The sequence below is a fragment of the Erythrobacter sp. JB2-19 genome (assembly GCF_057365005.1).
This window is the reverse complement of the sequence record NZ_CP200290.1, coordinates 762,436-787,619: the sequence shown is the minus strand read 5'-3', so window position 1 is coordinate 787,619 and position 25,184 is coordinate 762,436. Positions and strand designations below refer to the sequence as shown.

General features: G+C 56.4%; 21 protein-coding genes. 19 read left to right on the top strand and 2 right to left on the bottom strand.

The genetic code is table 11. The features are described from left to right. Window positions 1-39 precede the first annotated feature (39 nt). Complete coding sequence (locus AC0V6O_RS03895) at window positions 40-936, bottom strand: LysR family transcriptional regulator (RefSeq protein WP_486141702.1); 897 nt, start codon at window positions 934-936, stop codon at window positions 40-42. 128 nt (window positions 937-1,064) lie between these two features. Between AC0V6O_RS03895 and AC0V6O_RS03890 the strand changes: the two genes are divergently transcribed. The 12 genes from AC0V6O_RS03890 to AC0V6O_RS03835 all read left to right on the top strand — a co-directional run bounded on the left by AC0V6O_RS03890 (window position 1,065) and on the right by AC0V6O_RS03835 (window position 13,159). Next, a complete protein-coding gene (locus tag AC0V6O_RS03890) occupies window positions 1,065-1,616 on the top strand; it encodes a carboxymuconolactone decarboxylase family protein (protein WP_486141700.1) in 552 nt (183 codons plus the stop codon). A gap of 87 nt (window positions 1,617-1,703) precedes the next feature. Next, window positions 1,704-2,183 (top strand): nuclear transport factor 2 family protein, encoded by a 480-nt coding sequence (locus AC0V6O_RS03885; RefSeq protein WP_486141698.1) that lies wholly within the window; start codon window positions 1,704-1,706, stop codon window positions 2,181-2,183. Window positions 2,184-2,221: 38 nt separating this feature from the next. Beyond that, on the top strand, window positions 2,222-2,869 hold the full coding sequence (locus AC0V6O_RS03880) for a glutathione S-transferase family protein (protein ID WP_472638020.1): 648 nt from the start codon (window positions 2,222-2,224) through the stop codon (window positions 2,867-2,869). Between the two features lie 81 nt (window positions 2,870-2,950). Next, complete coding sequence (locus tag AC0V6O_RS03875; protein ID WP_486141696.1) at window positions 2,951-4,930, top strand: hypothetical protein; 1,980 nt, start codon at window positions 2,951-2,953, stop codon at window positions 4,928-4,930. 558 nt (window positions 4,931-5,488) lie between these two features. Then, window positions 5,489-6,091, top strand: coding sequence for a DUF1826 domain-containing protein (locus AC0V6O_RS03870; protein ID WP_486141694.1), 603 nt, complete (start codon window positions 5,489-5,491; stop codon window positions 6,089-6,091). A gap of 1 nt (window position 6,092) precedes the next feature. Next, on the top strand, window positions 6,093-6,449 hold the full coding sequence (locus tag AC0V6O_RS03865) for a MerC domain-containing protein (protein WP_486141692.1): 357 nt from the start codon (window positions 6,093-6,095) through the stop codon (window positions 6,447-6,449). 23 nt (window positions 6,450-6,472) lie between these two features. Continuing rightward, on the top strand, window positions 6,473-8,377 hold the full coding sequence (locus AC0V6O_RS03860; protein WP_486141690.1) for a TonB-dependent siderophore receptor: 1,905 nt from the start codon (window positions 6,473-6,475) through the stop codon (window positions 8,375-8,377). After that, complete coding sequence (locus AC0V6O_RS03855; RefSeq protein ID WP_472638015.1) at window positions 8,377-8,655, top strand: hypothetical protein; 279 nt, start codon at window positions 8,377-8,379, stop codon at window positions 8,653-8,655. Before AC0V6O_RS03860 ends, AC0V6O_RS03855 begins: the two co-directional genes overlap by 1 nt. Before the next feature lie 18 nt (window positions 8,656-8,673). Continuing rightward, window positions 8,674-9,393 (top strand): ABC transporter ATP-binding protein, encoded by a 720-nt coding sequence (locus AC0V6O_RS03850; protein WP_486141688.1) that lies wholly within the window; start codon window positions 8,674-8,676, stop codon window positions 9,391-9,393. Then, a complete protein-coding gene (locus tag AC0V6O_RS03845) occupies window positions 9,390-10,826 on the top strand; it encodes a DUF3526 domain-containing protein (RefSeq protein ID WP_486141686.1) in 1,437 nt (478 codons plus the stop codon). The genes AC0V6O_RS03850 and AC0V6O_RS03845 overlap by 4 nt, the downstream gene beginning before the upstream one ends. After that, entirely contained in the window at window positions 10,826-12,076 is a 1,251-nt protein-coding gene (locus tag AC0V6O_RS03840; RefSeq protein ID WP_486141684.1) for a DUF3526 domain-containing protein, read from the top strand. Before AC0V6O_RS03845 ends, AC0V6O_RS03840 begins: the two co-directional genes overlap by 1 nt. A 9-nt stretch (window positions 12,077-12,085) precedes the next feature. Beyond that, the gene (locus tag AC0V6O_RS03835) at window positions 12,086-13,159 is read left to right on the top strand and encodes a M14 family metallopeptidase (protein WP_486141682.1); all 1,074 of its coding nucleotides are present in this window, start codon (window positions 12,086-12,088) and stop codon (window positions 13,157-13,159) included. Between the two features lie 902 nt (window positions 13,160-14,061). Here the strand turns inward: AC0V6O_RS03835 and AC0V6O_RS03830 are convergent. After that, window positions 14,062-14,253 carry a hypothetical protein gene (locus tag AC0V6O_RS03830; RefSeq protein WP_472640781.1) on the bottom strand — a complete coding sequence of 64 codons (192 nt, stop codon included), beginning with the start codon at window positions 14,251-14,253 and terminating at the stop codon, window positions 14,062-14,064. Between the two features lie 1,392 nt (window positions 14,254-15,645). On the opposite strand from AC0V6O_RS03830, the gene AC0V6O_RS03825 reads away from it, so the two are divergent. The 7 genes from AC0V6O_RS03825 (at window position 15,646) to AC0V6O_RS03795 (ending at window position 25,171) form a co-directional block, all read left to right on the top strand. After that, complete coding sequence (locus tag AC0V6O_RS03825; RefSeq protein WP_472640779.1) at window positions 15,646-16,278, top strand: tyrosine-type recombinase/integrase; 633 nt, start codon at window positions 15,646-15,648, stop codon at window positions 16,276-16,278. 159 nt (window positions 16,279-16,437) lie between these two features. After that, window positions 16,438-16,572 carry a hypothetical protein gene (locus tag AC0V6O_RS03820; protein ID WP_486141679.1) on the top strand — a complete coding sequence of 45 codons (135 nt, stop codon included), beginning with the start codon at window positions 16,438-16,440 and terminating at the stop codon, window positions 16,570-16,572. Window positions 16,573-16,716: 144 nt separating this feature from the next. Further along, window positions 16,717-18,498, top strand: a complete 1,782-nt coding sequence (locus AC0V6O_RS03815; protein WP_486141677.1) for an alpha/beta fold hydrolase — start codon at window positions 16,717-16,719, stop codon at window positions 18,496-18,498. A gap of 160 nt (window positions 18,499-18,658) precedes the next feature. After that, window positions 18,659-19,105, top strand: coding sequence for a hypothetical protein (locus AC0V6O_RS03810; protein ID WP_486141675.1), 447 nt, complete (start codon window positions 18,659-18,661; stop codon window positions 19,103-19,105). Between the two features lie 24 nt (window positions 19,106-19,129). Continuing rightward, window positions 19,130-19,942, top strand: a complete 813-nt coding sequence (locus AC0V6O_RS03805; protein ID WP_486141673.1) for a PAN domain-containing protein — start codon at window positions 19,130-19,132, stop codon at window positions 19,940-19,942. A gap of 27 nt (window positions 19,943-19,969) precedes the next feature. Continuing rightward, window positions 19,970-22,915 (top strand): hypothetical protein, encoded by a 2,946-nt coding sequence (locus AC0V6O_RS03800; RefSeq protein ID WP_486141671.1) that lies wholly within the window; start codon window positions 19,970-19,972, stop codon window positions 22,913-22,915. A gap of 627 nt (window positions 22,916-23,542) precedes the next feature. Beyond that, window positions 23,543-25,171 (top strand): ShlB/FhaC/HecB family hemolysin secretion/activation protein, encoded by a 1,629-nt coding sequence (locus AC0V6O_RS03795; protein ID WP_486141669.1) that lies wholly within the window; start codon window positions 23,543-23,545, stop codon window positions 25,169-25,171. The last annotated feature ends 13 nt before the right edge of the window (window positions 25,172-25,184 follow it).

Here is a 25,184-nt window from a genome sequence, read left to right as displayed (position 1 = left end):
CACAACTGGCGCAATTCTGGTGTGCGATCCGGTTCTCGCTCAGTTCAGAACGGCAACCGAACGCAGCCGCCAGGATGCTAGGTCGATGAAAGTTCGAACCTTTGCAGCCGCTCTGCGGCCTTCGACATGCACAAGGTGAATCGGTAGAGGCTCGGGCTCAAAGTCTTCCAGAACGGTTTGCATCGCTCCGCTCTCAAGGTCGGGTCCGATTTGATACGATAGGCATCGCGTGAGGCCCCAACCTTTCCGCGCCACTTCAATGCCCGATGCCACGCTGCTCACTACGAGGCGAGAATTGATCCGGACCGTCTCGTCCATCTCATAGCCGAACCTCCAGTCGACCGATGGGCTAACCGGGCTGATTGCCACGGTGCGGTGCATCTTTAGTTCCTCGGGAGATCGAGGAATGCCGCTTTCTGCGAAATAGCCGGGCGCCCCGCATACAACCCGGCGCACACGGCCCACGCGTACTGCAGACAGATCGGACGAGGGCAGATGCCCAATCCGAACGGCGATATCGAATCCTTCCTCCACCAGATTTACGATACGATCGACCATCACCACATCGACGGAGACATCAGGATAAAGATCGAGAAATTCGGTCAGCACAGGCATCACATAGATGCGGCCGAATTCATGCGAACAGGTTAGCCGCAACTGCCCAACCGGATTGGTTGCCGCGCCCGCAGCAGCATCATTTGCCGCCTGCAAGTGCTCCAATATCTGCCGTGCATCCTCCAGATAGGCCTGACCAACATCGGTAAGCCGCACGCGCCGCGTGGTGCGCGTGAATAACCGTGCGCCCAGGCGTTCTTCGAGCGAGTTTATCCCGCGCGTCACCGAGGGTGGGCTGAGGCCTGTCTTGCGCGCGCCACCAGCAAAGCTCTGCGCCTCGGCCACCGCTACAAACACTTCGAGAGCCTGAATCCTGTCCATATGGCAATCCTATTATAGCAGGAATATGAAATAATCCATTTCCAAAATAGGCCATTCTTCTCTCAGCCGGATGAACTTATTTCCATCGGCATCGGCAGATCATCTGCTCAATTGAATGGAGAATATACATGTCACGCATCCCCACCCCCGCTACGATCGCAGACTCCCCAGAGGCTGCTCGCCCACTTCTTGAAGCGGTTGAGGCCTCTCTCGGTTCCGTGCCGAACCTCTTTCGCCTGGTTGCCAACAGCCCCATCACGCTTGAGGGCATGCTCGGTATGAATGGCGCGCTTTCCAAGGGCTCGCTTAACGCGGCGACCCGTGAACGCATCGCGCTGGCCATCGCCAACTATAATGGCTGCAGCTATTGCAACAGTGCGCACACCTATCTCGCCAAGAACGTCGCCAAGCTCGATGAAGCTGAGATCGCGTCCAATCGCTCCGGCCGATCTACGGACGCCAAAGCCGATGCTGCTGTGCAGTTCGCACTCAAGATTGCGGAAGAGCGCGGCCGTGTGACCGAAGGCGATATTGCCACAGTCCGGCTCGCCGGCTTTTCCGATGCCGAGATCGTCGAGATCGTTGGTCACGTTGGATACAATATTCTGACCAATTACCTCAACGAAGTGTTCGATACGGAGATCGATTTCCCTGTTGTCGAGGCGGCCCGCGCGGCCTGACCCCGTTGGGAGGTTCGCGGTATTCCCCTCCCCTCACCCTCCACCGCGAACCTCCCTCCCCCTTTCGCCCAATGCAGGAGTGAAACCATGAAACAGAATGAAGCACCTCGCCCGCCGCTGCCACCGTTTACGCGTGAGACCGCAATCGAGAAGATCCGGCTTGCTGAAGATGGCTGGAACTCGCGCGATCCGGCGAAGGTTGCCCTTGCCTACACACCCGATAGCAAATGGCGCAATCGCGCCGAGTTTCCGCAAGGCCGCAAGGAAATCCAAGAGTTCCTGACCAGAAAATGGGCCAAGGAGCTCGACTATCGTCTGATCAAGGAGCTCTGGGCATTCGATACGGACCTCATCGCTGTTCGCTATGCCTACGAATATCGCGACGATAGCGGCAACTGGTTCCGCGCCTATGGCAACGAGAACTGGGAGTTTGATGCAAACGGATACATGGCCGTGCGCCACGCCAGCATCAACGAACATCCGATTGCTGAAGAAGACCGCAAGTTTCGCTGGCCACTTGGCCGTCGACCCAACGACCATCCGGGCCTGTCCGATCTTGGCCTTTAACCAGTCAACCAATCAACATTTTGAAAAAGGAATTACCTATGAACACCAACTTCCCTGCCAACGCAGCCCCAATCAAGCTTCACCGCGTGGCCAAATCTGGCCACAGCCACCGGGCCGAACTGATGCTTGCCCTTCTCGACCTGCCATACGAAACGGTTGAAGTGGACATGGCGAATGGCGCTCACAAAGCACCTGAATTTCTTGCCATCAGCCCATTCGGGCAAGTTCCAGCAATCGACGATAACGGCACAATGTTGTCGGATTCCAACGGGATCATTGCCTATCTGGCAGACCGCTATGGCGACACCGCTGAATGGGCCGGGCGCGATCCGGTCGAGACGGCCCAGATCCAGCGCTGGCTTTCCGTCGCAGCGGGTGAGATTTTCGCTGGCCCATGCTGTGCCCGTCTCGTCACCGTTTTTGGAGCGCCGTTCGATCATGAGGCCTGCATTGCAAAGTCCCATGCCCTGTTTGAGGTTATGGAAAAGCATCTTGAAGGCAAAAGCTTCCTCGTCGCCGAACGCCTGACGCTCGCTGATGTCGCTGGTTACAGCTATATCGCGCATGCACCCGAAGGTGGTGTCAGCTTGGATGCCTACCCCAACATCCGCACCTGGCTTGGCAGGATTGAAGCCCAGGATCGCTTCGTCGGAATGGCAACGTCGCCCATTCCTGTGGCGGCTTAAGCCAATCAGGGCTAATTTCCTCGCGAGCGCGGCTGATCGCACGGTCAGCCGCGCCCAACATCGCCGATGAAAGGATCGAAAATGACCGCAGGGCATCCATGGCATAATGGCGAGGCGCTGGTTCAAAAGCGCCGTGGCACACCGAGCAACATTGTACTCTCGGTGCCAGATTATATCGAAAGGGATATGCCGCAACAGCACGCGGAGTTCTTTGCTGGACTGCCTTACCTGCCATTGGCGACGCTGGATAAGCGGGGGCGGCCGTGGGTGAGTGTTCTGGTCACCATGTCGGATAGTGATCCTTCAATTGGCATCACAACATCTGGCCCCAACCAGACCGATATTATCGCCGAGGTGAACCCTTATGATCCCTTTGTTCAATCACTGGGACCGGACCAGAAACCCGCCGACAATGATCGCCGTCTTTTTGCCGGAGTCGGGGTCGATTTCTCCAATAGTCGCCGCAACAAACTGGCAGGACTCATCGAGCCCATTTCACTCAGCACTATCGGCAAAGTTAGCCTGCGACTGATCTCCGATCAGCATCTGGGCAATTGCCCCAAATATATCACGGTTCGCTCGCTGGTGCATGAAAGCCGGGAGGCTGAGCTGGCCCTCGATAGCTTTGATGCGCTCACCGCGGCTTTGCCACAGGCTTCAAAAGACCTGATTGCTCGGGCAAGCACCGTGTTTCTGGCGACAAAACACCGTGAGAACGCTGAGGATGCGTCTCTGGACCAAGGCGATATGGGCCTCAATCACCGCGGCGGGGCGCCAGGTTTTGTCCGGATGTATGAAGAAACGAGCGGTGACGGCGTCACCACCTATCTGATCCTACCAGACCATTCTGGAAACCGTTTTTATCAGTCATTGGGCAATATCGAAACTGACAAGCAGGTCGGGTTGGCGTTCCCGGATTTCACCACGGGTGATGTTCTCTATGTTACCGGCGATGCTGAGAATCTGTACGATACAGAAGCAGAAGCAATCATGCCGAGGGTTGGCCTGCTGACCCGCATCCAAGTGACCGGAGCGGTGTTTGTAAAAGGCGCGCTCAACTTGCGACTAGTGTCAGAAGAACAGTATTCTCCTTACAACCCGCCAGTACGATATCTTCGATCTGAATTGGACGCGATGGGCCATGCGATTGACGCGCTCGAAACGTCTAACCCGATTGGAGCAACGCTCGTTTCAACCGAGCAGATTTCCGCTACAATTCGCACGTTCACCTTTGAATTGTCGGAAACGATTGAAGCGCCCATTCCCGGTGGATTCGGCATCTTCGATTTTTCCAGCATGCTGGATTCTGGGTATAGCCATATGAATGAGGCCAATCCTCAATTGGTGAACGAAGACTTTGTTCGCACCTGGACCCTCTCAAGCACGCCAGAATTTGATGCAGAGAAAAACCTGTTCCGGCGGGCCAATCAGGTCAGCGTCACGGTCAAACGCAAACGCGGCGGCCTCATGTCCAACTTCTTACACGAGTACGTGGCCCAACAGATCGAGCAACCAATGCAGGTGGACTTTAAAGGCGCTGGCGTCGGGTTCAGTTGCCTGACTGCAGATCCTGCGGGCGGAGCCCTAACTATACCGGCGAAGATGATCTGGATTGCGGGTGGCGTTGGTATCACGCCATTCATGGCGATGTGGGACGGGATAAAGAGTGTCGCAAAAGTGCACCCAGAACAGATGTCTTCCGAAATCGTTTTGGTATTTTCTGGACGCGGCGATGACATCAACGTCTTGAGGCATTTTCTGGCGACCAGCAGCCCATTGCCAGAAAGCCTCAACCTTCGCATCCTCGCTTTCCAAAGCGCAAGCCATGCCTCGTCCGAGGATGAAACTGCGCTGGATACCCTAATCCAGGGCTTCCCCGATGCTCCGTTGAACATTGAACAAAGGCGTGTTCAACTCTCTGACTTAGAAGCAATCAAGGGCTTAACCGATACAGAGGTATTTCTGTGTGGGCCGGATCCCTTGATGGACTGGAGCAAGGACGCGCTTCGCGAGCTCGGCGTCAACGAATCCAAACTGCATCAAGAGCAATTTGCTTTCTGATGATGGGCGGGGGTGACAACAAAGATATCGCGAGAGTGTGTGGCGTTGGGCATCTGGAGTGAGACGAATAGGCTAGTCCAGTTTCAATCTAGCGACCAAGCCCGATCGATGACCAGCACCGACAGGCTTAGGTTCAAACCTAACGTAAATGCTAGTCTGCACGCAGCAGATTGTCCGTCGCCACGTTGCCCGCCGCCCCACCATCAAGCATAAATAGCTCCATCAACTGGCGATACCCTGACCGCCATTCGTTTGCGCCACCCCCTTCCAGGATCGCAAATGCGAATCACTTGCATTAGCAAGTGATGGAGTGTAGGCGCGGCCAACACCACCAGTTCGTCTGTTTAACCGTGAAGGGCGAGACCAGAGGCATGCCCACAGATATACAACGCGGTTGGGCCGGTCAGATTGCTGACTTCAAGTGCGCTCTCACCCGGAGAGATCGCCCTTCGCGATGACAAAAGGACAATCCTGCCAAGAAACCATTTGCAAGGAACAATTCTCTGGGTTAACCGAAATGATATGTTGTAACGTTTTGTATGAGAGCTAATCTCCAAATTGTCCGAAATATTGGAATCCTACGCGGCGGTTTCTGCCTCCTGCGACGTTTTTAGCGCGGTGCGTGACCCCGAGTGCAATCTGGCGATCTGGGAACGCGAAACCTCAAGCAGCTTAGCAAACCTGTTGTCGGATGAATTGGACGATGTGCGTTTCGAAGCATCCTTGTCGCATTTACGCGACCGCCTCGAACAAGCCTTGAGCGACGCCGGATATGTAAATCAGATTGAACGAGATGAATTGATTGCCGACATTGTGATATTGGCAGGCCACTATTGCAGTGCCCTTAGTCTCAGTGACCTCGAGGTGAGGCTTGAGATTGTAACCACCAATTCCTGCCGCAAATGGCATGCTGACTATGTCAAAGCACGCCTGATCACGACCTATGTTGGCTCTGGCACTCAATGGTTGAACTCTGCAGATTCTGACCGGGTCAAGAACGAAGCGGAGCCCGTCCGTATCAACTCCATGTCGGCGGGCGATGTTGGCATCTTCAAGGGCAAGCTTGCAACGACCAACGCAGCCATTCACCGCTCACCACCGATCGCCGGAACGGGCGAGAAGCGCCTCCTTTTGGTCCTCAATCCCACAGAGGACAATTAACATGGACAGCACAGCAAAGATCGACCGGGCGGCGATAGGCTTTAGCTTGGTCTGTGTAGTGCATTGCGCGCTCCTACCCGTGGCCGCGATCAGCCTGCCAATGCTTGGCTTGCTGGCGGACGCAGAGTGGGTCCATTGGTTATTTGTGTCGCTCTCAATCCTTGCAGCGATCACAATTGCCTTAATCGCGCACGATGCGCGCGCGCCGTCCTTCATGATTCCAGCATCTATCGGGATTGGCTTGCTGCTGCTTGCGCTTGTCTCAGAATCTTTGGGCCTGGGCGAAACCGCTCCAACAGTTTCCGGCGCCATGCTTTTGGCTGGCGCGCACCTCTATCGACTTTCCCGAAATCACTAATTCAATTCTGAACGGATATTCTAATGCGTATCAATCGACTTCTTACCTCCTGCTCGGTCATCATCCTTGGCGTGGCCAGTGCTCCGGCGATTGCTCAGGACTTTGAGACGTCCGAAAGTGCCGAGGCGGAAGGCAGCGAGATCATCGTCACCGATCGCCGGGCGTATCGCGGCGATTTTGAGCCGCTGGAAACGCCAAATGCGGACCAGATCATTGATGAAGATCTGCTTAGGGATGCCAACGCGCTCGATCTAAGCCAGGCGCTCGATCTATCGGCCTCAGTCGCGCGTCAAAACAATTTCGGCGGGCTATGGAATTCGTTCTCTGTTCGCGGCTTCCAGGGTGACATCAATCTGCCGAGCGGCTTCCTGGTCAATGGCTTTAATGCCGGACGCGGATTTGGTGGTCCGCGTGATCTGGCCGGTATCGAAGCGGTTGAAGTCCTCAAGGGGCCACGCTCTGCACTGTATGGCCGCGGCGAACCGGGGGGCACGGTCAATCTGATTACCAAGCGCCCACAGTTCGAGACGTCTGGATACGTGCAGTTCCAAGGCGGCTCGTTCGATTTCTATCGCGGCGATGTCGATCTGCAAACGACATTGGGTGACAATGTCGGCGTCCGTGTTGCGGGCTTTTACGAGGATGCGGGCAGTTTCCGTGAGACAGTGGAGACCGAACGCTTTGGCATCTATCCGTCGGTCACAGCACGTCTGGGCGAGAGCACCGCGCTGACATACGAACTGGAATACACCGCGCAGGACATTCCATTTGATCGAGGCGTCGTTTTCTCAGATGAGTTCGGTTTCAGCCCGCGCCGCACCTTCACAGGCGAACCCGGCGACGGTCCGATTGAGACCGAAGTCCTCGGCCATCAACTTGAATTACAACATAATTTCTCGGACAATTGGAGCTTGCTGGCGGGTATTGGCTATCGCGACACCTCGCTCACCGGGAACGCCTCTGAAAACAATTTCGGTGGCCGCCAAACCTTTTTCATCGATGGGCAGACGATTTCGCGTTTCTTCCGATTCCGTGATTTCGACTCCGAATACTTCGTCGCGCGGGCGGAGCTGGCCGGTCAATTCGACACCGGCTCGCTCCGCCACAACCTTATCGTTGGTGCGGATTATGACCGCTTCGAGAACAGCCTGTTTATCCTGCGTTTCCGGTCTGGCAGCATCGGTGGAAGACCAATCAGCGATCTTGATCCGGCAGAATTCCTGCTGCTCGATGCCTTTAACCCGGTCTTTGGCCAGTTTCCGACGCCCGTGCCGGGACCAAACACGGACCGAGAGGAAGTGCTCAAAGGCTTTGGTTTCTACATCCAGGATCAGATTGAGATTACCGATCGCTTCCAGATCCGTATCGGTGGGCGCTTCGATGATTTTGAGCAGGACCTGACCAATCTGCGGGCGACACCAGCAACCACAATCACGACCAATGATGATCGCTTTTCTCCGCAAGTTGGCGCGGTCTATCAAGTCGACGACGGGTTCAGCATCTACGCGTCTTACGGTGAGGGTTTCCGCCAACAGACCGGCTCGAACTTTGAAGGCAATCAGTTCGCGCCGAACATCACCGAATCGTTCGAATTCGGCGTGAAGGCCGACCTCGGCACCTATCTCGATAACGTCCAAGGAATTGTCACGTTGACCGCATTCCAAGTCGATCAGAGCAATATCTTGGTGAATGATGACAGTCCGGCGGCGACAGCAGCAGGCTTCTTTTCCATCGATGCGGGTGAAGCACGCAGCAGAGGCATCGAATTCGACGCCAATCTCGCCTTCGACAGCGGTTTCAATCTCTTCCTGTCCTATGCCTACACCGACGCCGATTTCCAGACGTCGCAGCCCGACGCCGATTTTGGCGCATTGATTGAGGCTGGTGACCCGCTGATCAACTCCCTGATCACCAGCTCAGCATTCTGATGAGCCAGGACTTTGACGTTTCGGACGTGCCAGTCACGATCGGCGGCCGGATGCTGCATGTGGGCGAACGCCTTGGCTTCACCGGTTTCGATTTCTTCCTGCCTGACTACACGATCTTCGGCCTGTTCGGAGAAGTCGAGGTTGCCGATGGCTTCATTATTCGCGGGGACATCGAAAACCTGTTTAATGAAACCTATTTCACCAATTCATTCGCCGATGTGTGGGTGCAGCCTGGCGCCCCTACTACGGCGCGCGTTTCGGCACGGTTCTCGTTCTAAGCACAGGTAAGGTTGACCATGACATCTCCGCTTGAAGCCCGTTCACTGGTCTTGGTGCGTGAGGGGAACACCGTGGTCGACGGTGTTTCTTTCACAGCCGAGCAAGGCGAAATTTTTGCTCTGCTCGGCGGCAATGGTGCCGGCAAATCCAGCACATTGCTCACCTTCCTCGGCTTTCTTGACCCGTCCGGCGGCGAAGTGTTGGTGAATGGTACAAGCGTGACAAGTGACATTGCCGCCGCCCGGAATGCGATCGCATACCTTCCCGAGGCCGCGTCGCTCTATGGACATATGACAGCCTACGAAAATCTCGACTATTTCCTTGATCTTGCGGGGAAGTCGGCGAGCATGGATGAGATCGACGCCGCGCTTGATCGCGTGGCTCTACCGCAAGAGGCTCGCACCCGCCGGTTGCAATCCTATTCCAAGGGGATGCGCCAAAAGACCGCCATCGCCCTCGCTTTGCTTCGTGAGACCCCGATCCTGCTCCTTGATGAGCCGACGTCTGGCCTCGACCCGGTTGCGATCGATGAATTTCACGATCTGGTGAAGACGCTGGCCGAGGGCGGGCAGACCGTCCTGATGGTGACCCACGATGTTTATGGGGCCTGCCAGGTTGCCGATAGGGTTGGCTTGCTCCGCCACGGCAAGCTGGTCGGCAGCTTCGCGGCAGAGAACGGCAAGCGGATCGATACAGAAACGGTGCATGCTGCATTCGCAGAGAGGCAAGCGGTATGAGCACGGTCACGCGCATAGCGCGCGAGGAATGGCGACTATGGCTGCGTTCACGGGTTGTGGTCGCTGCCGCGCTGATCGTCGCGGTGCTGATTGCTGCCACCAGCATGCTGACGGCGGGCCGCATCGCCGATGAGCAGTCTCAGCGCACCCAGCAACAGATCGCAGCGGAGCAAACATTCTTCGCGCAACCGGACCGCCATCCGCACCGCATGGTCCACTACGGCCACTATGCATTCCGTCCGCCGCCCCCACTCGCGGTGTTCGAGCCGGGCGTGGATGCGGTAACAGGTCAATCAATCTTCCTAGAAGGACACCGCCAGAACACCGCCATGTTCGCCGACACCAAGGCGGCGGCCGATCTGGGCGGGTTTGCGGCACTGACCCCGGCAAGCCTGTATCAATTGCTTCTACCTTTGCTGCTGATTGTCTTGGGGCATGCCATGTTCCTGCGCGAGCGGGAGAGCGGGACACTGGCGGTCATGCTCGCGCAGGGGCAATCAGGTACGAAGCTTGCGTTGGGTAAGGCCGCAGCTTTGCTTGCTGTGATCGCCATATTCATGGTCCCGTTGGTCTTTGTGGCTGTCTATTCGATCAGCCTCGGCGAAAGCGCGCTCGCCGCGGGCTCAATGGTCGCTGGATACTTCGTCTACCTCTGTATTTGGGGCGCGATTGTCCTTGCCGCCTCGATCCTGCTCAAACAGCGCTCGGTTTCGCTTGGCGCTCTGATTTTTGTGTGGCTGTTTGCTGCGCTCATCGTGCCGCGCTTCGCAATCAACGCCAGCAGCGCTGCTATCGATGCTCCCGGCAAGATCGAGAGTGACCTCGTGATGCTCGCCGAGCAGCGAAAGCTGGGTGACGGGCATAATGCCGCGGACCCCGCCTTCATGCAGCTTCAGGCTGAGGTGTTGGAGCAATATGATGTGGAGACCATTGAGGAACTGCCGATCAATTGGCGCGGCGTCGTCGCCTCCTATTCGGAAGCTGAACTGACCGATCTGCTCAATTCCTACGCTGAAGAGCGCATGGGGCTAGAGGCGAGCCAGTCGCGCATTTTCGGACTGTTCGGGCTAGCGTCGCCGACCATCGCGATCAGCTCGGCTTCGCGCACGCTGGCTGGAACTGATCTCGCCACCCACCACCGGTTTCTTCGCGAAAGCGAGGCGCTACGATTTGGCTTCGTTCAGGCGCTCAATGAAAAACACGCGACAGAGCTCGATTATGCGGTGGACATAAACCGCAACGCTGACGCTGAGGCTTCCCGCCGGGCGCGCGTAAATGCCGGTGCATGGCAGGTACTCGACGAGTTCCGTTTTGAGCCGGATGGCGCAGACGCGCGCCTGGAACGGGCATTGCTATCGTTTGTCATACTGCTCGCCTGGCTCACCGCTGCTGGCGGGATCGTGTATGGTGCAGCACGCCGAGTGAGGCTCTGATGGTTAGAAATCTCATCCGCGAAACCCGCTTCCTCGCAAAGGATCGCGGCGCAATTTTCTGGCTGCTTCTCGCTTTCCTCCTCTCGGTCGTGGCGGTGTCTTTCGGCGTCGCAGAGGTTCGTGAACAACGTGAAACCATCGCGGCCCTGCTCGAAGAGGACGCGGCCGACCGCGCAAATGCACTCGAAGGGCAAGAAGATTGGGGCAGCGCCGCCTATTACGCGTTCCACCTGACCTATGCGCCACCATCTGACTTTGCATTTGCAGCGATGGGGCAGCGCGATAGCAGCCCGTGGAAGCACCGCGTGCGCATGCTCGCATTGGAAGGGCAAATCCATGAGGCCGATACACGCAATGCGGATTTTGGACTCGTCGGACGGTTCGATTTCGCTTTCCTTGCGGCGTCGGTTGCCCCGCTGCTGCTGATCCTACTGCTCTATGACCTGCGCGCATCGGAGCGGACCATGCGTCGCCACGACCTGCTGGTGGCGACCGCCGGATCACCGCGATCGCTTTGGCTGCCGCGCGCGCTGGTGCGTGTCGCTGCGCTGGCATTGCTACTGCTCATACCCCTCTGGATAGGAACCTTGATCGAAGGGGCTGCAATGGGGCTTGCTCTGCAGGCGACGGTCATAATGGTCGGCTCACTGCTGATCTGGTGGCTGATTGTTGATCTGGTTAGCCGCGTAGACGCGTCGCCATCCATCCTTCTGACGTCACTGATCGGCCTGTGGCTTGCACTCGCGATCGTCATTCCTGCTGTTTCAAAGGCGGCCATCGAAGCGGGCAACCCTGTGCCCGACGGCGGCGAAATTCTGCTGCTACAGCGCGAGATGGTGAACGATGCGTGGGATTTATCCAAGGAAGCAACGATGAAGCCCTTCGTTGAGCGGCATCCCGAACTCGCTGACCACACCGAGATCGAAGAAGGCTTTGAATGGAAGTGGTACTACGCCTTTCAACAAGTCGGCGACCAAGTGACAGAACCGCTCGTAAAGGAATACCGCGATGCGCGCCTCACGCGGGACCGGCAGGCCGGGACCGCTTCGCTATTGTCCCCAACGTCGCTGGTCGAGCGCGCTTTTGAGCAGCTGGCCGAGACCGATGCCCGCTCCATGATCGCATATGAAGACCGCGTTCGCGATTACCACGCTGATCTGCGGGCCTTTTACTATCCGCTGATGTTTCCTGAGGAGCCGTATGATAGCGAGCTACTGGATGACTTGCCCAGTTATACTCCTGCGTCGTAACGGGTCGCCATGATTGGTTTTGTCTCTCGATTGGTCGCTGCCGCTGGTTTAGCGCTTTATGCATCGGTCGCATTGGCTGCTCCGGCGGCTCCATTTATAATTGGGCAAGAAGAAGTCCAGCCAGGATCGCGGGTGGACCTGCGATTGGCAATCGGTGCTGCGGAGGATGAGCCAGCAACTTTCATCCCCATCACGGTCATTCATGGCAACGAAGACGGGCCTGTACTCGCGGCAGTTTCCGGTGTGCATGGATACGAGTTTGCGCCGATCCTTGCGGCGGACCGCTTGGCCGATCGAATTGATCCCAAAGACCTCTCCGGCACGCTGATCATCGTTCGCATCGCCAATATCCCCGCTTTTGAAGCGCGATCACCCTATGTGAACCCGATCGACCGAAAAAACCTCAACCGCTCCTTTCCCGGCAGCGCACAAGGCAGTTCAACCGAACGGATCGCGGATATGTTGTCGCGCGAGGTCATAGCCCACGCCGACTTCCTAATGGACATACACAGCGGTGACGGCGCAGAATTCCTGGAGGCGTTCATCGGTGTCTATGGAGGTCCTCTATCAACCGATTTCGAGCAAGCGCTGGAAGTGGCGCGTGGCTTCGGCTTTCCAAATGTCGTGCGCTACAAAATGAACACGCAGGAGCAAGTCGACACACGCCGCTCGCTCAACCGTCAGGGCGTCGCTGCCGGCATTCCAACAATCCTGGTGGAGATCGGACAGAATGGCAGCCGTAAGGAAGAGCATATTGAGGCGATTGTGACCGGGGTTGAGAATGCACTCGGGACCTTGGGCATCTGGAACAAGCCGCGCCAAAACGTGCCACCGGTGTTGCGATTGTTTGAGAGCACGACTGGTGTTAGCGCGTCACATTCTGGTCTCTTCTATCCGGCCGACCCGGAACGTCGCTATTTCTTTGAAGGCGATCTGATCGGCACGATCCGCGACTATTCAGGGCGCGAAGTCGAACGCCTGCATTCACCCATAGACGGATATGCTCTTTATGGCCTCCGAGGACCACCCGTTCGCGCGGGCGATGGCGTCATTACTATCGGGAACCCTGTAGATGGCTTTTGAAGTGCCCTTCTTTGCTCGTTGCCAAGGGTACGGTTGAGGATCCGAAAATTGCGTCGAATGCGGAATGGGTGCTTTGTATCTCTTGGACACTCATAGAGAAATGGCGGAGACGGTGTCTTCCTAATATGTCTTTTAATAAATTGAATTATAGCTGAATTTCGATATCTTTTATTTTTTAACCCACGAATTTCCCCACATCGCGCCATGGCTCGTTCGCACAAGAGCCTTGAGTTACTTTCCCAAGGCGGTAGCAAGTGCGTCAGTTAACGTGCCAATCGCAATCAGCGGGTTTGCATTGTTTCGTCAAAACTATGCGACATAGGCTTTCAAACTTCACGCAATCGAGATCCAAGGAGCTCGTAATTGCCCCAACATGTTTCAAGCAGTTTCATAGAATTGCGATGATGTCTCGTTACATATCTGGGCCCACTGCTGCTCTGGCTCTTAATCAGCGGGTCCTAGGTTCGAACCCTAGTGCGTCCACCAAATACTCTTATAATTTCAAAATGTTATACACCTTCTTAGCTGCCCAATTGATTTGTGGAGCCTAATATCTCGAATTAGGCTCCCTATAGGCTCCACTTCTCTACCTGTGCATAAGCGTCCATCACCGTTTGATTCTAGCCTGTCTGACGACTCTTACCGAAACAGGCTCTAATGAACACGAGTCGCTTCACTGCATTGAGCGTCGAGCTTTAGCTGCTTCCATCGATTGATAAGCAGCGGACAATCTCCAGACGTTGTGCCCAAATTCAAGATCCGGTCCTACCGTCGCGGCTTGGTTGGCCACTAGGCCGCACCTCAGCCAAATAATCGGATGACAAACTTGCGCCGAAAGAAACTGCGCTAGAAGGAAGCTGAGAACTCCCGCGCCGTTCTCCATAGTTTCGTCGGATAGTCCATTATAAGAACAGCTTTGTTAAGATCACCGACGCCGCAACAAGAGCAGCACCGGATATCAAGCCCCAAGCATAGAACTTCCACGGTTCCTCATTTTCCTCGGTCCATCGATGGTTGATTTCAGCCATCCATCGCCGAATGCTTGCCATCTGCTCTTCTGGCGTCATTTCTTCTGGATCGATCTGTGGGGGCATATCAGAATCCAAGTTAGTCAAATAGTCCTCACTGACAAGATGAGAAAGGGGCCGATTGAAGAAGTCGGGATATGCTGCTGAAGCACACTTGTGCCTTCACAAGGCCTTTAGAGGCCAATTCAACCTAGTTTGCTTGAAGCGCTGGGAAGGCCATCCCTGTGGGTTGCTTGGAAAACTCCAGTTACAGTTCTAATCAGATGACTGACTCACGCAAGAGCTTGTCGAGTCTTATAATTTGATTGCAATGCAATCGATTTCACGCCAACAGAAAAATGCATTGGAGGTTGCTTAGGTAATCATCGGGGGACGCACCGCTGTAACGGTTGCGTCCCCTTTTCTAAAGGGCGCGGTCCGCGAACTACTGCCGCATCAGGCCTTTGGAATGAAATAAGATGTGACCTTGGCTCCCTAGGTTTTAGTTCTCGTATTTAGCGCTCCAGTTCGCCGCGCCAGAGCATCTCTATGAGATGGCCTTGAGTAATCCCCTCCTCGCTGCTTCCTCTACGATAGCTTCGCCTACTTCAGGAACCAGCTTCGGGTGAATCTGATACGTGCGCGGGCTCGGCTTTCGACCCGGTTTTTTCCTCAAAGACCGATCTAGACGCGCGTTTTCTTCTTTCGTTGCGTGAACCTGGCGAAGAGGTTCGGTGGATGGCCTTTCAGGCGCATAAGTGATGCGTGTAAAAACCGGCGTCTCGTTCATTAACAACCTCCATAAAGGATCGGAGGCGGCCCGAAGCCGGGTGTTGGAAACCCTGCGTCACCACAAGGCGCCGCCACCTTTAGGCGGAACCTTGGACATACGCGACGGCCACCCGGCCAGCATACTTGCTGAACGGCGATGACGATCTGAGGTTTCCACACCTCACCTGCCGGGACAGACCAGCAGGCAGTGCTTCCATGTCCGATTACAATTGTATGGGCAAGTGGCAATCAGAGAACGCACACTAGTATGGCGTTACTCACTGGCTAGAGATCAAGATGCGCCTAGCCGCCTCAAAAGCGCAGGCCTCTATTGACCTGTTCACGCCATCCTACTGGTGCAGACTATGGGTTCCTTTTGCGCCTTTTTGGTGCTTTTGAGCTGTTGATAATCAGCACACCATCTTTACGGACAGCGTGCTTACGTATCTCAGTCCAACTGCGACCGAACAGCTCAAAAGCTTTACGGGCAACCGCACGCGACTTGTCCGAATTTATACGCATACTTTGATAGTAGGCAGATGACCGAAACCAAGCGATGGCCATCAAATGCAACGCTTGCTCTTCGCCAACTAACTCGCTGTTCTCAGATACGTCCGCTTTGCGCCCCAGTCCAAGACATAGCCATTCGAGATCTTAGCGTCCGAAAGCAGACATTCCCCGAGGCCATTCCGGCCAAGGAGAATGACAATGACTTACTCACACTTTGACCCTGCTACTCAGAACCGAGTGCCGTGGAACTTTGGCGCGAAGATCGGCCCCAAGCGGCCATTCAATCAGAAACAAATATGGGCGATCCGCTTCTTCCTGGATCGAGAAGAGCGTATCAGAGACAGGGCGCTGTTCGACTTGGCGATTGATAGCAAGCTGCGAGGCTGCGATCTCGTCGAGCTTAAGATCGCTGACTTGGTGAGTGGTCCGGAAATCAGAACGCGAGCGACAATTACCCAGCGAAAGACCGGTCGGCCTGTTCAGTTTGAGATCGCATCAGACGCGCGTGCAAGCCTGTTTGCCTGGTTGGAACTTAGGGGTGGTGACGTCGAGGACTTTGTCTTCCCCAGCCGTGTTGATCACACCCGTCATTTGAGCACCCGGCAATACGCTCGACTTGTCGACGAGTGGGTTGAAGCGATTGGCCTGCGTCCAGAGGAATATGGCACACATTCGCTTCGTCGAACGAAGGCCTCGATCATCTACAAGGCCACAGGTAACATCCGAGCGATCCAAATTTTGCTTGGTCATTCAAAAATTGAAAATACGGTCCGATACCTGGGCGTCGATATTGAAGACGCTCTCACACTTGCTGAGAAGACCGAGATCTGACTGGAGTTGGGCGCTGGACTCGCATGACCCAGCGTCCGCTTTTGGGGGTGAAAGCGGACATGCAACGCCAAACTTCGTTGGCAAATTCTATTCTACATTGGCGCACAGCCAGTCACAAGCAAACGCAACGCAAAAGTCGATCAACTCATGGAGCTGCACTTGATTGAGCGCAAAGAGGCTGCTTTCCGTGCTCAATACTTGCTGTTGAACGGGCATTTACGCCTGACTGACGGAGAAACCTACCAGGCCGACCTTTCAACCAACCTTGTTTGGTGGCAAACCCTGATGGCGTGAGCTGAAAGGCGTAGGGAATAGCAGCGCCAGCAAAAGGCTAATTGCGATTAGACTGACACCACACTCCGTTAAGCACGCGTTCCCAATCGGTGAACAAGTGCCCTTCGCCCTTGTATTTGCGCGGCGGCGTTATAGTCTCGCCGGATGAGGGCCAAAGCCAGTAATCACAAAGACTTGTTGGCGGAGCTCGATATTGCTCTGGTGTCTGCTTTGTACCGCGCTGCCGGTGAGCCAGACGCCCTCGATAATTTGGTTGCAACGTTGGAGAGCCGCTACAATTCACAAAGTCCTGTGAACGGTGAAGGCCTGCGCGACGCAGTGGTTCGGGAACTCGATACGATCGAGACCATTGTGGATGGCCAATCGAATAGCCTTTCGCGTGATCCGTTGGAGCGGGCGGTCGAGGAAGTGCCGACCGCGGCAATCGTGATCGATCCGTTTGGTAAGGTCATCCTCACCAACGAATATGGCGCGGATTTGTTTGGCGCCCGGCCCGGTCAAAGCTTCGACTTTGACATGATCGACCCGGCCTATCGCACGCAGTTTCGCGACTTCACCGCCAGCGCTCGCTTAAAGGGCAATGGCCGGCGGATCATCTTGCGACTCGACAGCTTGGGCGACGCCGAAGACGACGATGCACCGGGCCCATTGCAACTGGCTGAAGCCATCATTGTGGAGACCACCAATCGCGATCATGGCTGCATCGCGCTGCGCATGCTCGATATTCCGTGGACGGGCACGGTCGATCTGCAATTGCAGGAAGCCTTTGGCCTAACCCGGGCCGAGTGCGAAATCTCCCGTCAGTTTTACGAGCTGCGTGACACTGGCGCCGTTGCAAGCCATCGCGGCACCACTTTGGCGACGGTGCAAACCCAATTGAAATCGGTCTTTGGCAAGACGCAATCCGCTAGTCAGGCGCAATTGCTCCAGATCCTCTCCCTGCTGTGCGCACGCGCCGCTATCGACACCAAGTCTCGGCTCGCTAGTTGGTCCAATCCCATCGGGCGAGAAGCCACATTCACGCGCAGCGATGGCCGAGAGATCGCCTACAGCTGGCAAGGCGCTGAAGACGGCAAGCCGGTTCTGTTTATCCATGGCCACACTCTGGGCCATATCTTTCCGCCGGAAGCCGAGCGGTTGTTCCGTGATGCCGGTCTGAAAGTGCTGATCCCCTCGCGCCCCGGGTTTGGTCACAGCGAATATGATCCTGAGCTCAGCACAGCGGATGACAGCGCCTTTGCGATCACCGAGTTTTGTGAGCATCTGGGACTGAAGCAAGTGCCCGCCATCACCGCGAGCAGCGGGCTTGTTTCCCTCAGCCTAGCTGTCGAGCAGCGCCCCGATCTGATCAGTTCGCTGACCAGCCTGGGATACATTTGGTTTGCACATTTGCCGCTCGACCCCAGCATGCGCCGTTACCAAAGGATGGTGTTTCGGGTGTCCCACCGCGCACCGCGCCTGTTCAAGGCGTTCAGCCGCATCGCCTATCGCAATATGCAAAGCGTGGGGGTGGATTGGTACATCGATAAGCTGATGGGGGATGACGGCGTTGACCGGGCATTCTTCCGCAGCGGCAAGAACGCCGGCCTGATCCGCGCGGCCTCGCACCATCTGCTGGTTCAAGGGCCGGAGGTCTACACGCGGGAGCTCACCATTTCGCGCGATCCTATCCTGCGCTTGCTTGAGAAGGGCCAATGCCCGTCTTTATTTCTGGTGCCGGATCAAGACCGCGTGCACCCGTTTGAGGATTTTCAGCAAGGGCTGAGCTTTGGCGACGCGGCGCAATTCGCCGAGCTGCCCGATTGCGGTGAAATGTATTTCTACAAACGCTCAGAAGAGATCGCTCGCCGTGTGATCCAGCATATTGAGGCCAGCTGTCCTGGCTATATTTCTAAGCCTGTGCCGGCCCACGCAGCCGCCGACTAAACCAGCGCTATCGCTGCGCAAAGCAGCAGCCACCGCTCAACAAACTACAGGAAAATACGCGCATACACCATCTGGTGTATGACAGCGCTCGCCGCGCGCTCCAATTGGCATCCCCACAAAACAAGGTCGTGATCCATCACACTGTTCAGGGGAAATACCGATGAAAAAGACTTGCACTCTGCTGTGCTGTATTCCGGCCATTCTAATGGCCAGTTGCAACGGCGCGGAGCCGTCTGCCGATGATATAGTCAACGACGCCAGTGATATGGCGGCGGGCATTGAACAGGCGTCAACAGAGCTCTCGCCGGAATTACGTGAGGCAGCATCGCAAGGCGGCGACATGCCATGCGATCTACCCGCGCTCCCCGATGCGAGCAGCGCGCAGCCGATGAATGTCGAGGGAAAGACCTTCACGACTGCCAGCACTCCCGAACAGGTCGCTGCATTTTATACGGCTGCGGCCGAAACACGCGGCGGCAGCGCTGAGGCTAGCGGCCCTCCGGGCTTTGCTGAAATTCAGCTCACACTTGGTGATCAGGGCGCATGTCGGATTGTCGCTCAAGCGCAGATGACCGGCGACACAAACGTTCAAATCACAAAGCAATAGATCTCACCTCAAAGGGAGGAAATCATGCGTAAGTTTCTTACACTATGCTTGGCGCTTATCGGCATCGGGCTAGGCGGCGCGGTTGTCGCGCAGACCATCGGTTCAGTTTCAAGCGGCTATATCGAGGAAGGCAACCTCGTTCGTTCTGGCAATATCATCAAGACGATCACGATGAGCAATAGCGGCCAGAACGCCGCAACATGCCGCAAGGCCTGCGACGCGGACAGTAATTGCAACGCATATTCCTATGTTCAGGAAGCATCAAACCGCAAACCGATCTGCCAATTGCGTATGATCGCACTGCCTCATAGGGCGACGCGTAGCCACGGCTACATTCAGGCGGTTTCGGGCACGAAGCTGAGTTTCCTTCCCAATGTTTCAAAGCTGAATCCCTATCCAGGTCGAGCCATTACAGGCGGAACAGTCATGGGAACGATGAAGATCAATAATGATGATCTCATCGCGTGCTCCGATGCGTGTTATCGCGATGGAAGCTGCACTGGCTTTACTTACAAGCCGCGCACTGTTCTGCCCAAGGCGGCACCGGCTGAATGCACCCTGTTCTCGAAGAATGGGGCACTGACGGCCAGCACTCAAGTAGGATACCTCTCGGGCAGCAAGGCGCGCATGAGTGTGCCGCGCAAATCGCGATTGCCTTCGCGCAGCGGTACGGCCCCTACCGCGCTTCTAGCGCTATCACCCAAGCGTCCTGTCATTCAGCGTCCCAGCGGGCAGAACATCACGATCCCGGATCAAACGCCGGACGAAAATCCTTCGCTGAGCGATGACGACGATGCGCAGTTCCCAGGCGAAATGCTCGAACCGAGCCAGCGCTGAGAACTCTTAAAAATTTGGAGATGAACAATGACGAAGACAATGTTCTTTGCCAGCACTGCGATGCTGGCCGTGATGGGCTCGTTTGTGATTGCCGCCCCGCAAGCACGCGCCGATGGTACGGCAGAATGCAACACAAACCCAACTGGCGGCAGCCAGTCGGTTGAATGCGGAGTTGGCTCAGATGCCAGCGGAGCCAATGGAGCAACGGCAGTTGGCGGCGATGCCGAGGCAAGCGGCGTAGCGTCAACGGCGGTGGGCGAATTCGCTACAGCGAGCGGCGGTGAAAGCGTTGCAGTGGGCGAAGATTCCGATGCGACGCAGCAAGGGGCCACGGCGGTAGGCAGCGGCGCTCAGGCCACAGCAGACTTTGCGACCGCCATCGGCGGTGATCGCGATGCGACCGGCGGTACCAGTGCCACGGTTGCCTCAGGAGAATCATCGATAGCCGTTGGCTCGCGCGCACGAGCAACGGAAAGCTCAGCCACAGCGATAGGCTTATTCTCATTGGCGAGCGGCAGCGCAGCCACTGCAATAGGCGTTAGCTCGGAAGCATCTGCGACGCGAGCTGTCGCTGTCGGACAACAGGCTCAGGCCGAAGGAATAGATAGCCTTGCTCTGGGTACTTTCGCCCAAGCAACGGGAGAGTCCGCAATCGCGATTGGAGAGCTATCGGATTCCGTCTCAAGATTTAGTGTCTCAGTCGGTGTGCTGTCCGAGGCCCGCAATGATCAGGCAGTCGCTATAGGTTCTTTCGCAAGTGGTACAGGGCTGCGCGCAATCGCGATTGGCGGTGACGGTGGCGATGCGTCAAACAACTTTGACGTTGGAGCATTGGCCAGCGGTACGGACTCGATTGCGATCGGCGTCGATGCAAGAGGTTCTGGCTCTGGCGCTACTGCTATTGGCAGGGATAGCAGCGCGACTGGTACGAGCAGTACCGCTATCGGTCAGCTTGCCAATTCAAGTGGCTTTTCGGCAATTGCGATTGGAGCTGGGTCTATCGCCAGTCAGAACCGGACAATCAGCATCGGCTTGGACGCTGAGGCCAATTCTTTCAACGGTATTGCAATAGGCGATGAAACCTTAGCTTTGAACGAAAACACAGTCGCTGTTGGTTCCAGAGCTCAGGCCACAGGTGGGCAATCTTTGGCGTTGGGAGTTGCCAGCCTCGCATCTGCCAATGGATCTGTTGCGGTAGGTGCTAGTTCCATCGCGTCGGGTAATTTTAGCTCCGCATTTGGAGAAGAAGCCAACGCCTCTGGTTTCCTCTCAATCGCGCTTGGCACTGGTTCAATTGCAGGAGATGTTGAAGCAGTCGCACTGGGTAATAACGCTCAAGCAACTGCTGATGGTAGCGTTGCGGTGGGTGCCAACTCATCGGCATCAGGTAATTTCGCCATCGCATTCGGCCAGGATGCGGTCGCTTTCGGCACAAGCGCAATTAGTCTCGGTGCACAAGCTTCCAGTGACGGTGTACAAGCTTTGGCGTTAGGGTCCGTAGCGAGCGTAGTAGGCACCGAAGCCATAGGAATTGGAACGTCCGTTCAAGTGAATGGATTTGAAGCAACTGCTTTGGGCGCAGCGGCGCGTGCAACCGGAGCCGGTTCGGTTGCACTTGGCAGACGAACAGTTGCAGGCTTCGCTTCAGCAGCGGTCGGTAGTCAGACAACCGCAAGTGGAGACTTTTCCAGTGCTTTCGGTCCGAGCGCTACTGCATCAGGAGCGAGCGCAGTGGCCGTTGGTGCAGGCTCCGTAGCCAGTTCCGTTGGCGCGATCGCGGTTGGGAGTAATGGCGACGATGCGGACGCATTGGGCGCGCAAGCGACCGCCGTTAATGCAATTGCGATTGGCGTGGATGTTACGGCTTCTGGAGCTAGCTCGTTGGCACAAGGTCGCGGTGCGATAGCTGATCAAGCCAATGCCATTGCCACTGGTGTGCTGGCCAATGCCACGGGCGTTCGGGCGGCGGCTTTCGGCAACAATGCCAATGCTCTGGCGCAGGATGCGTTGGCGCTGGGCGCGCGGGCTGATGCGACGGGGATCGGTGCGGTTGCCGTGGGCGGCGATGGCAATGATGCTGATGGCCGCGGCGCGCAGGCGACGTTTGATCGTGCGAGCGCGTTTGGCTCGGATGCTCAGGCGCTGGGCGTGAACGCAACGGCGCTGGGTAACCGCGCCAATGCTGGCGGAACCGATGCGGTGGCGATTGGGGTTCGCTCATCGGCGGTGATCAACTCCACGGCTATTGGTGAGCTGGCCAATGCCACCGGCGGTCAGGCGGTTGTGGTTGGCTCTCAGGCCGCTGCAGCGGGCGCAGGTAACACTGCGGTTGGCTTCCTTGCCAGCACAGCGGGCAACCGCTCCACCGGCGTTGGCGTGCTCGCCTCAGCCACCGGGTCCAACAGCACAGCGGTGGGTTCAAACTCAAACGCATCGGAGAACTTCTCAACCGCCGTGGGTTTTCAGGCGACCACGACAGCGGCCAACCAAGTTGCGCTGGGCGGTACGGGATCATCGGTGCGCATTGGCGATATCGATGCCTCCACAGCGGCCCAGCAGGGGCCGGTCGACGTCGTTACGGTGGATGCCAACGGCACTCTGGGCCGACAGAGCGTGGCCACCGCTGCCTCGGTCGACAATGTCCGTGTGGCGCTCAATGCCGTTGCTCAAGTCTCCACCGCGCAGTTCGATGCGCTTAGCGGGCGGGTCAGCACATTGTTTGACCTAACCGACACAATCGACCGTGATGCGCAGCGCGGCATTGCCTCCATCGCAGCGCAAGCCAGCCCGCACTTCCCAAGCGCAGCGGGTAAGACCAGCTATACCTCCAATGTCGCGACCTACCGCGGCGAGGTCGGTTTCTCAGCAGGCCTAATGCACCGGTTCGAGGGCGACTTCGCCATCACCGCTGGGGTTACCTATGCAGGCGGCAATTCCACCAGCGTGCGTGCAGGTGTCGCAGGAGAGTTTTGATGCGAGAGCGGTTGGAGCTCGTCTCGGTCAAGAAACCGGACGGGCTCACCTCTCATGTCCGTTATTGGGTCGTAACCGGACTGTCAGCTTTTGGGGCTGATCGGTGAAAAACCGGTCAGGTAGGAAAGAGGGCCAGTGCAATCTCGGTTGGGCACACGAGTCAAGTTGGCTGGAATCAGCACTCATATGAAAAGCCGTTGAATCAATAATAACACTGCTATGCAGACAGTTTTACGAATTCTGAGCCTAGTCAGCCGCCAAATTTGCTGAATGGCAGAACCCCTCGACTGGAGACGTGGTAAAGGTAGGGGCCTCGAAACCCTCAAGAGAAGAGTCCGCCTTGTACACATAGTACCATCTTCATATCTGGTAGGCTGCACACAAACGCCAAGAAATCCGAGATATGACAGGGGCCGCTCCATGGGCCGATCCCGTTTATCATAGTTTAATTCAGGTAAACACAGATCCACGTAAAACTATTTACGAATTCTTAGACTGAAAACGGCATAGCTCGAGTTATAAAAGTAATTCGAGGTCGCTGTGCGTTTTATTGGGATTTTTCTGCCGGTTGGCGCGCTTTTTTTATTTTCAGGGCCAGCCCTTGCGCAGGCGCAGCCGGACGCGGTTGTGCGCGAGGCTGAGCGGCTGCAAGAACGCGAATTGGAGCGCCAGAGAGCGCGCGAGCAGGATCTACTTGAGCGACAACAAACGGCGCCTTCTGGACAACTAATTACTCAGCCGGACGTTGCGACTGATGACAACGAACAGTGCATCACCGTTACCAAAGTCAACATCGTCGGCATGACGATTTACGATGAGGCAAAGTTTGCCAGAGAACTGGCCAAGATGATCAGCGATTGCACCAGCCTTGGCACGATCAACGAAGCTCTTCGCGTCATAACTAACACCTATATCGAGGATGGTTACATCACCTCGCGAGCAGTGGTCGGCCCGCAAGATCTGAATGATGGCGTGCTCGACATCACCGTGGTTGAGGGCACGCTTGATGGCATTGGCGATGCAGAGGCCAATGGATATGGCGATGCTGCTCTGCGTGCGGCCTTCCCAAGCCGCAAAAACGATCTGCTCAACCTGCGCGATCTTGAGCAAGGCGTAGACCAGCTCGCGCGGCTGCCCTCGTACGAAGCGAAAATCGATATCGAACCCGGAAACTTACCAGGTACGAGCGCTGTCAAAGTAGCACGACAAGCGCTCGCGCCGATCATTCGTCCATCCGTATCTGCCAACAACGACGGTTCAATCGCGACTGGCAGAATACAGGGCAATATCGCCCTTGATGCCGACAACATTCTTGGAGTTGCCGACTTCTGGTCTTTGTATGTGACCCGATCTGTCGAAGATGACCGCAACCGTGGGAGCAAGGGGTTCGGCGGCTTTGTATCGGTGCCCTATGGTTATTGGACGCTCAGTGCCAATGCCGGACGGTTCGAATATGAAAGCGTGCTCGATGCCAACGGCCAAAGCTTTGTGAGCGATGGTGATAGCTGGAACGCATCCGCCACTCTTGACCGCTTAGTCTACCGCGACGCCGACACAAAAGCGTCGGTTTCTGCAACGCTGGCGGTCACCGACACTGAAAACCGTATTCAGGGCATTCGCCTGTCAACCAGCTCATTTCGCTTGGCAACTGGATCAGTCGATGCGCGCCTACAACAGCTCCTCAAGCGCGGCCTGTTAACTGCGAGTGTGGGGATCACGCGCGGGCTCGACGTTCTGGGCGCCAATGCCGCGGATACTGGATCTAGCGGACCGGGACTGACTTTTACCGTGCTCGACGCCTCACTCGGCTATCGCCAGCCGTTTCAAATCGGCAATCTGCGAGTTGGCTATTCGGCTTTCGCACGCGGGCAAACGGCGTTGGACGCCGTGTTCTCTGCAAACCGTTTCAACCTGGGCGGCAGCTCAACCGTGCGCGGCTTTCGCGATGACGGATTGAGCGGGCGCAGCGGCATCACCGTGCGCCAGCAAGCCGAAGTGCCTGTGATTACTGCCTTTGTTGACAACGCTGATTGGGAGGGACGTTTGTCGACTTATGTCGGCTACGACGCGGGCGGCATATTCAGTCGCGGCGAAGACAGTTTTGAGCGCGGCTTCCTCCACTCTGCGACCCTGGGCCTGCGCTACGCGAGCCGCTGGGTCATTTTGGAGTTTTCTGCATCGCGACCGTTGAGCGCACCTGTCTTTGTCGAGCGCAAAGACGTCGAACTCGCGTTTTCGGCGCGGCTTGGAATTTGAACGGGGCTACATA

Coding starts and splice junctions, on each gene's coding strand:
- AC0V6O_RS03895 (WP_486141702.1), bottom strand. CDS start 936: ATGGACAGGATTCAGGCTCTCGAAGTGTTTGTAGCGGTGGCCGAGGCG.
- AC0V6O_RS03890 (WP_486141700.1), top strand. CDS start 1,065: ATGTCACGCATCCCCACCCCCGCTACGATCGCAGACTCCCCAGAGGCT.
- AC0V6O_RS03885 (WP_486141698.1), top strand. CDS start 1,704: ATGAAACAGAATGAAGCACCTCGCCCGCCGCTGCCACCGTTTACGCGT.
- AC0V6O_RS03880 (WP_472638020.1), top strand. CDS start 2,222: ATGAACACCAACTTCCCTGCCAACGCAGCCCCAATCAAGCTTCACCGC.
- AC0V6O_RS03875 (WP_486141696.1), top strand. CDS start 2,951: ATGACCGCAGGGCATCCATGGCATAATGGCGAGGCGCTGGTTCAAAAG.
- AC0V6O_RS03865 (WP_486141692.1), top strand. CDS start 6,093: ATGGACAGCACAGCAAAGATCGACCGGGCGGCGATAGGCTTTAGCTTG.
- AC0V6O_RS03860 (WP_486141690.1), top strand. CDS start 6,473: ATGCGTATCAATCGACTTCTTACCTCCTGCTCGGTCATCATCCTTGGC.
- AC0V6O_RS03855 (WP_472638015.1), top strand. CDS start 8,377: ATGAGCCAGGACTTTGACGTTTCGGACGTGCCAGTCACGATCGGCGGC.
- AC0V6O_RS03850 (WP_486141688.1), top strand. CDS start 8,674: ATGACATCTCCGCTTGAAGCCCGTTCACTGGTCTTGGTGCGTGAGGGG.
- AC0V6O_RS03845 (WP_486141686.1), top strand. CDS start 9,390: ATGAGCACGGTCACGCGCATAGCGCGCGAGGAATGGCGACTATGGCTG.
- AC0V6O_RS03840 (WP_486141684.1), top strand. CDS start 10,826: ATGGTTAGAAATCTCATCCGCGAAACCCGCTTCCTCGCAAAGGATCGC.
- AC0V6O_RS03835 (WP_486141682.1), top strand. CDS start 12,086: ATGATTGGTTTTGTCTCTCGATTGGTCGCTGCCGCTGGTTTAGCGCTT.
- AC0V6O_RS03830 (WP_472640781.1), bottom strand. CDS start 14,253: ATGCCCCCACAGATCGATCCAGAAGAAATGACGCCAGAAGAGCAGATG.
- AC0V6O_RS03825 (WP_472640779.1), top strand. CDS start 15,646: ATGACTTACTCACACTTTGACCCTGCTACTCAGAACCGAGTGCCGTGG.
- AC0V6O_RS03815 (WP_486141677.1), top strand. CDS start 16,717: ATGAGGGCCAAAGCCAGTAATCACAAAGACTTGTTGGCGGAGCTCGAT.
- AC0V6O_RS03810 (WP_486141675.1), top strand. CDS start 18,659: ATGAAAAAGACTTGCACTCTGCTGTGCTGTATTCCGGCCATTCTAATG.
- AC0V6O_RS03805 (WP_486141673.1), top strand. CDS start 19,130: ATGCGTAAGTTTCTTACACTATGCTTGGCGCTTATCGGCATCGGGCTA.
- AC0V6O_RS03800 (WP_486141671.1), top strand. CDS start 19,970: ATGACGAAGACAATGTTCTTTGCCAGCACTGCGATGCTGGCCGTGATG.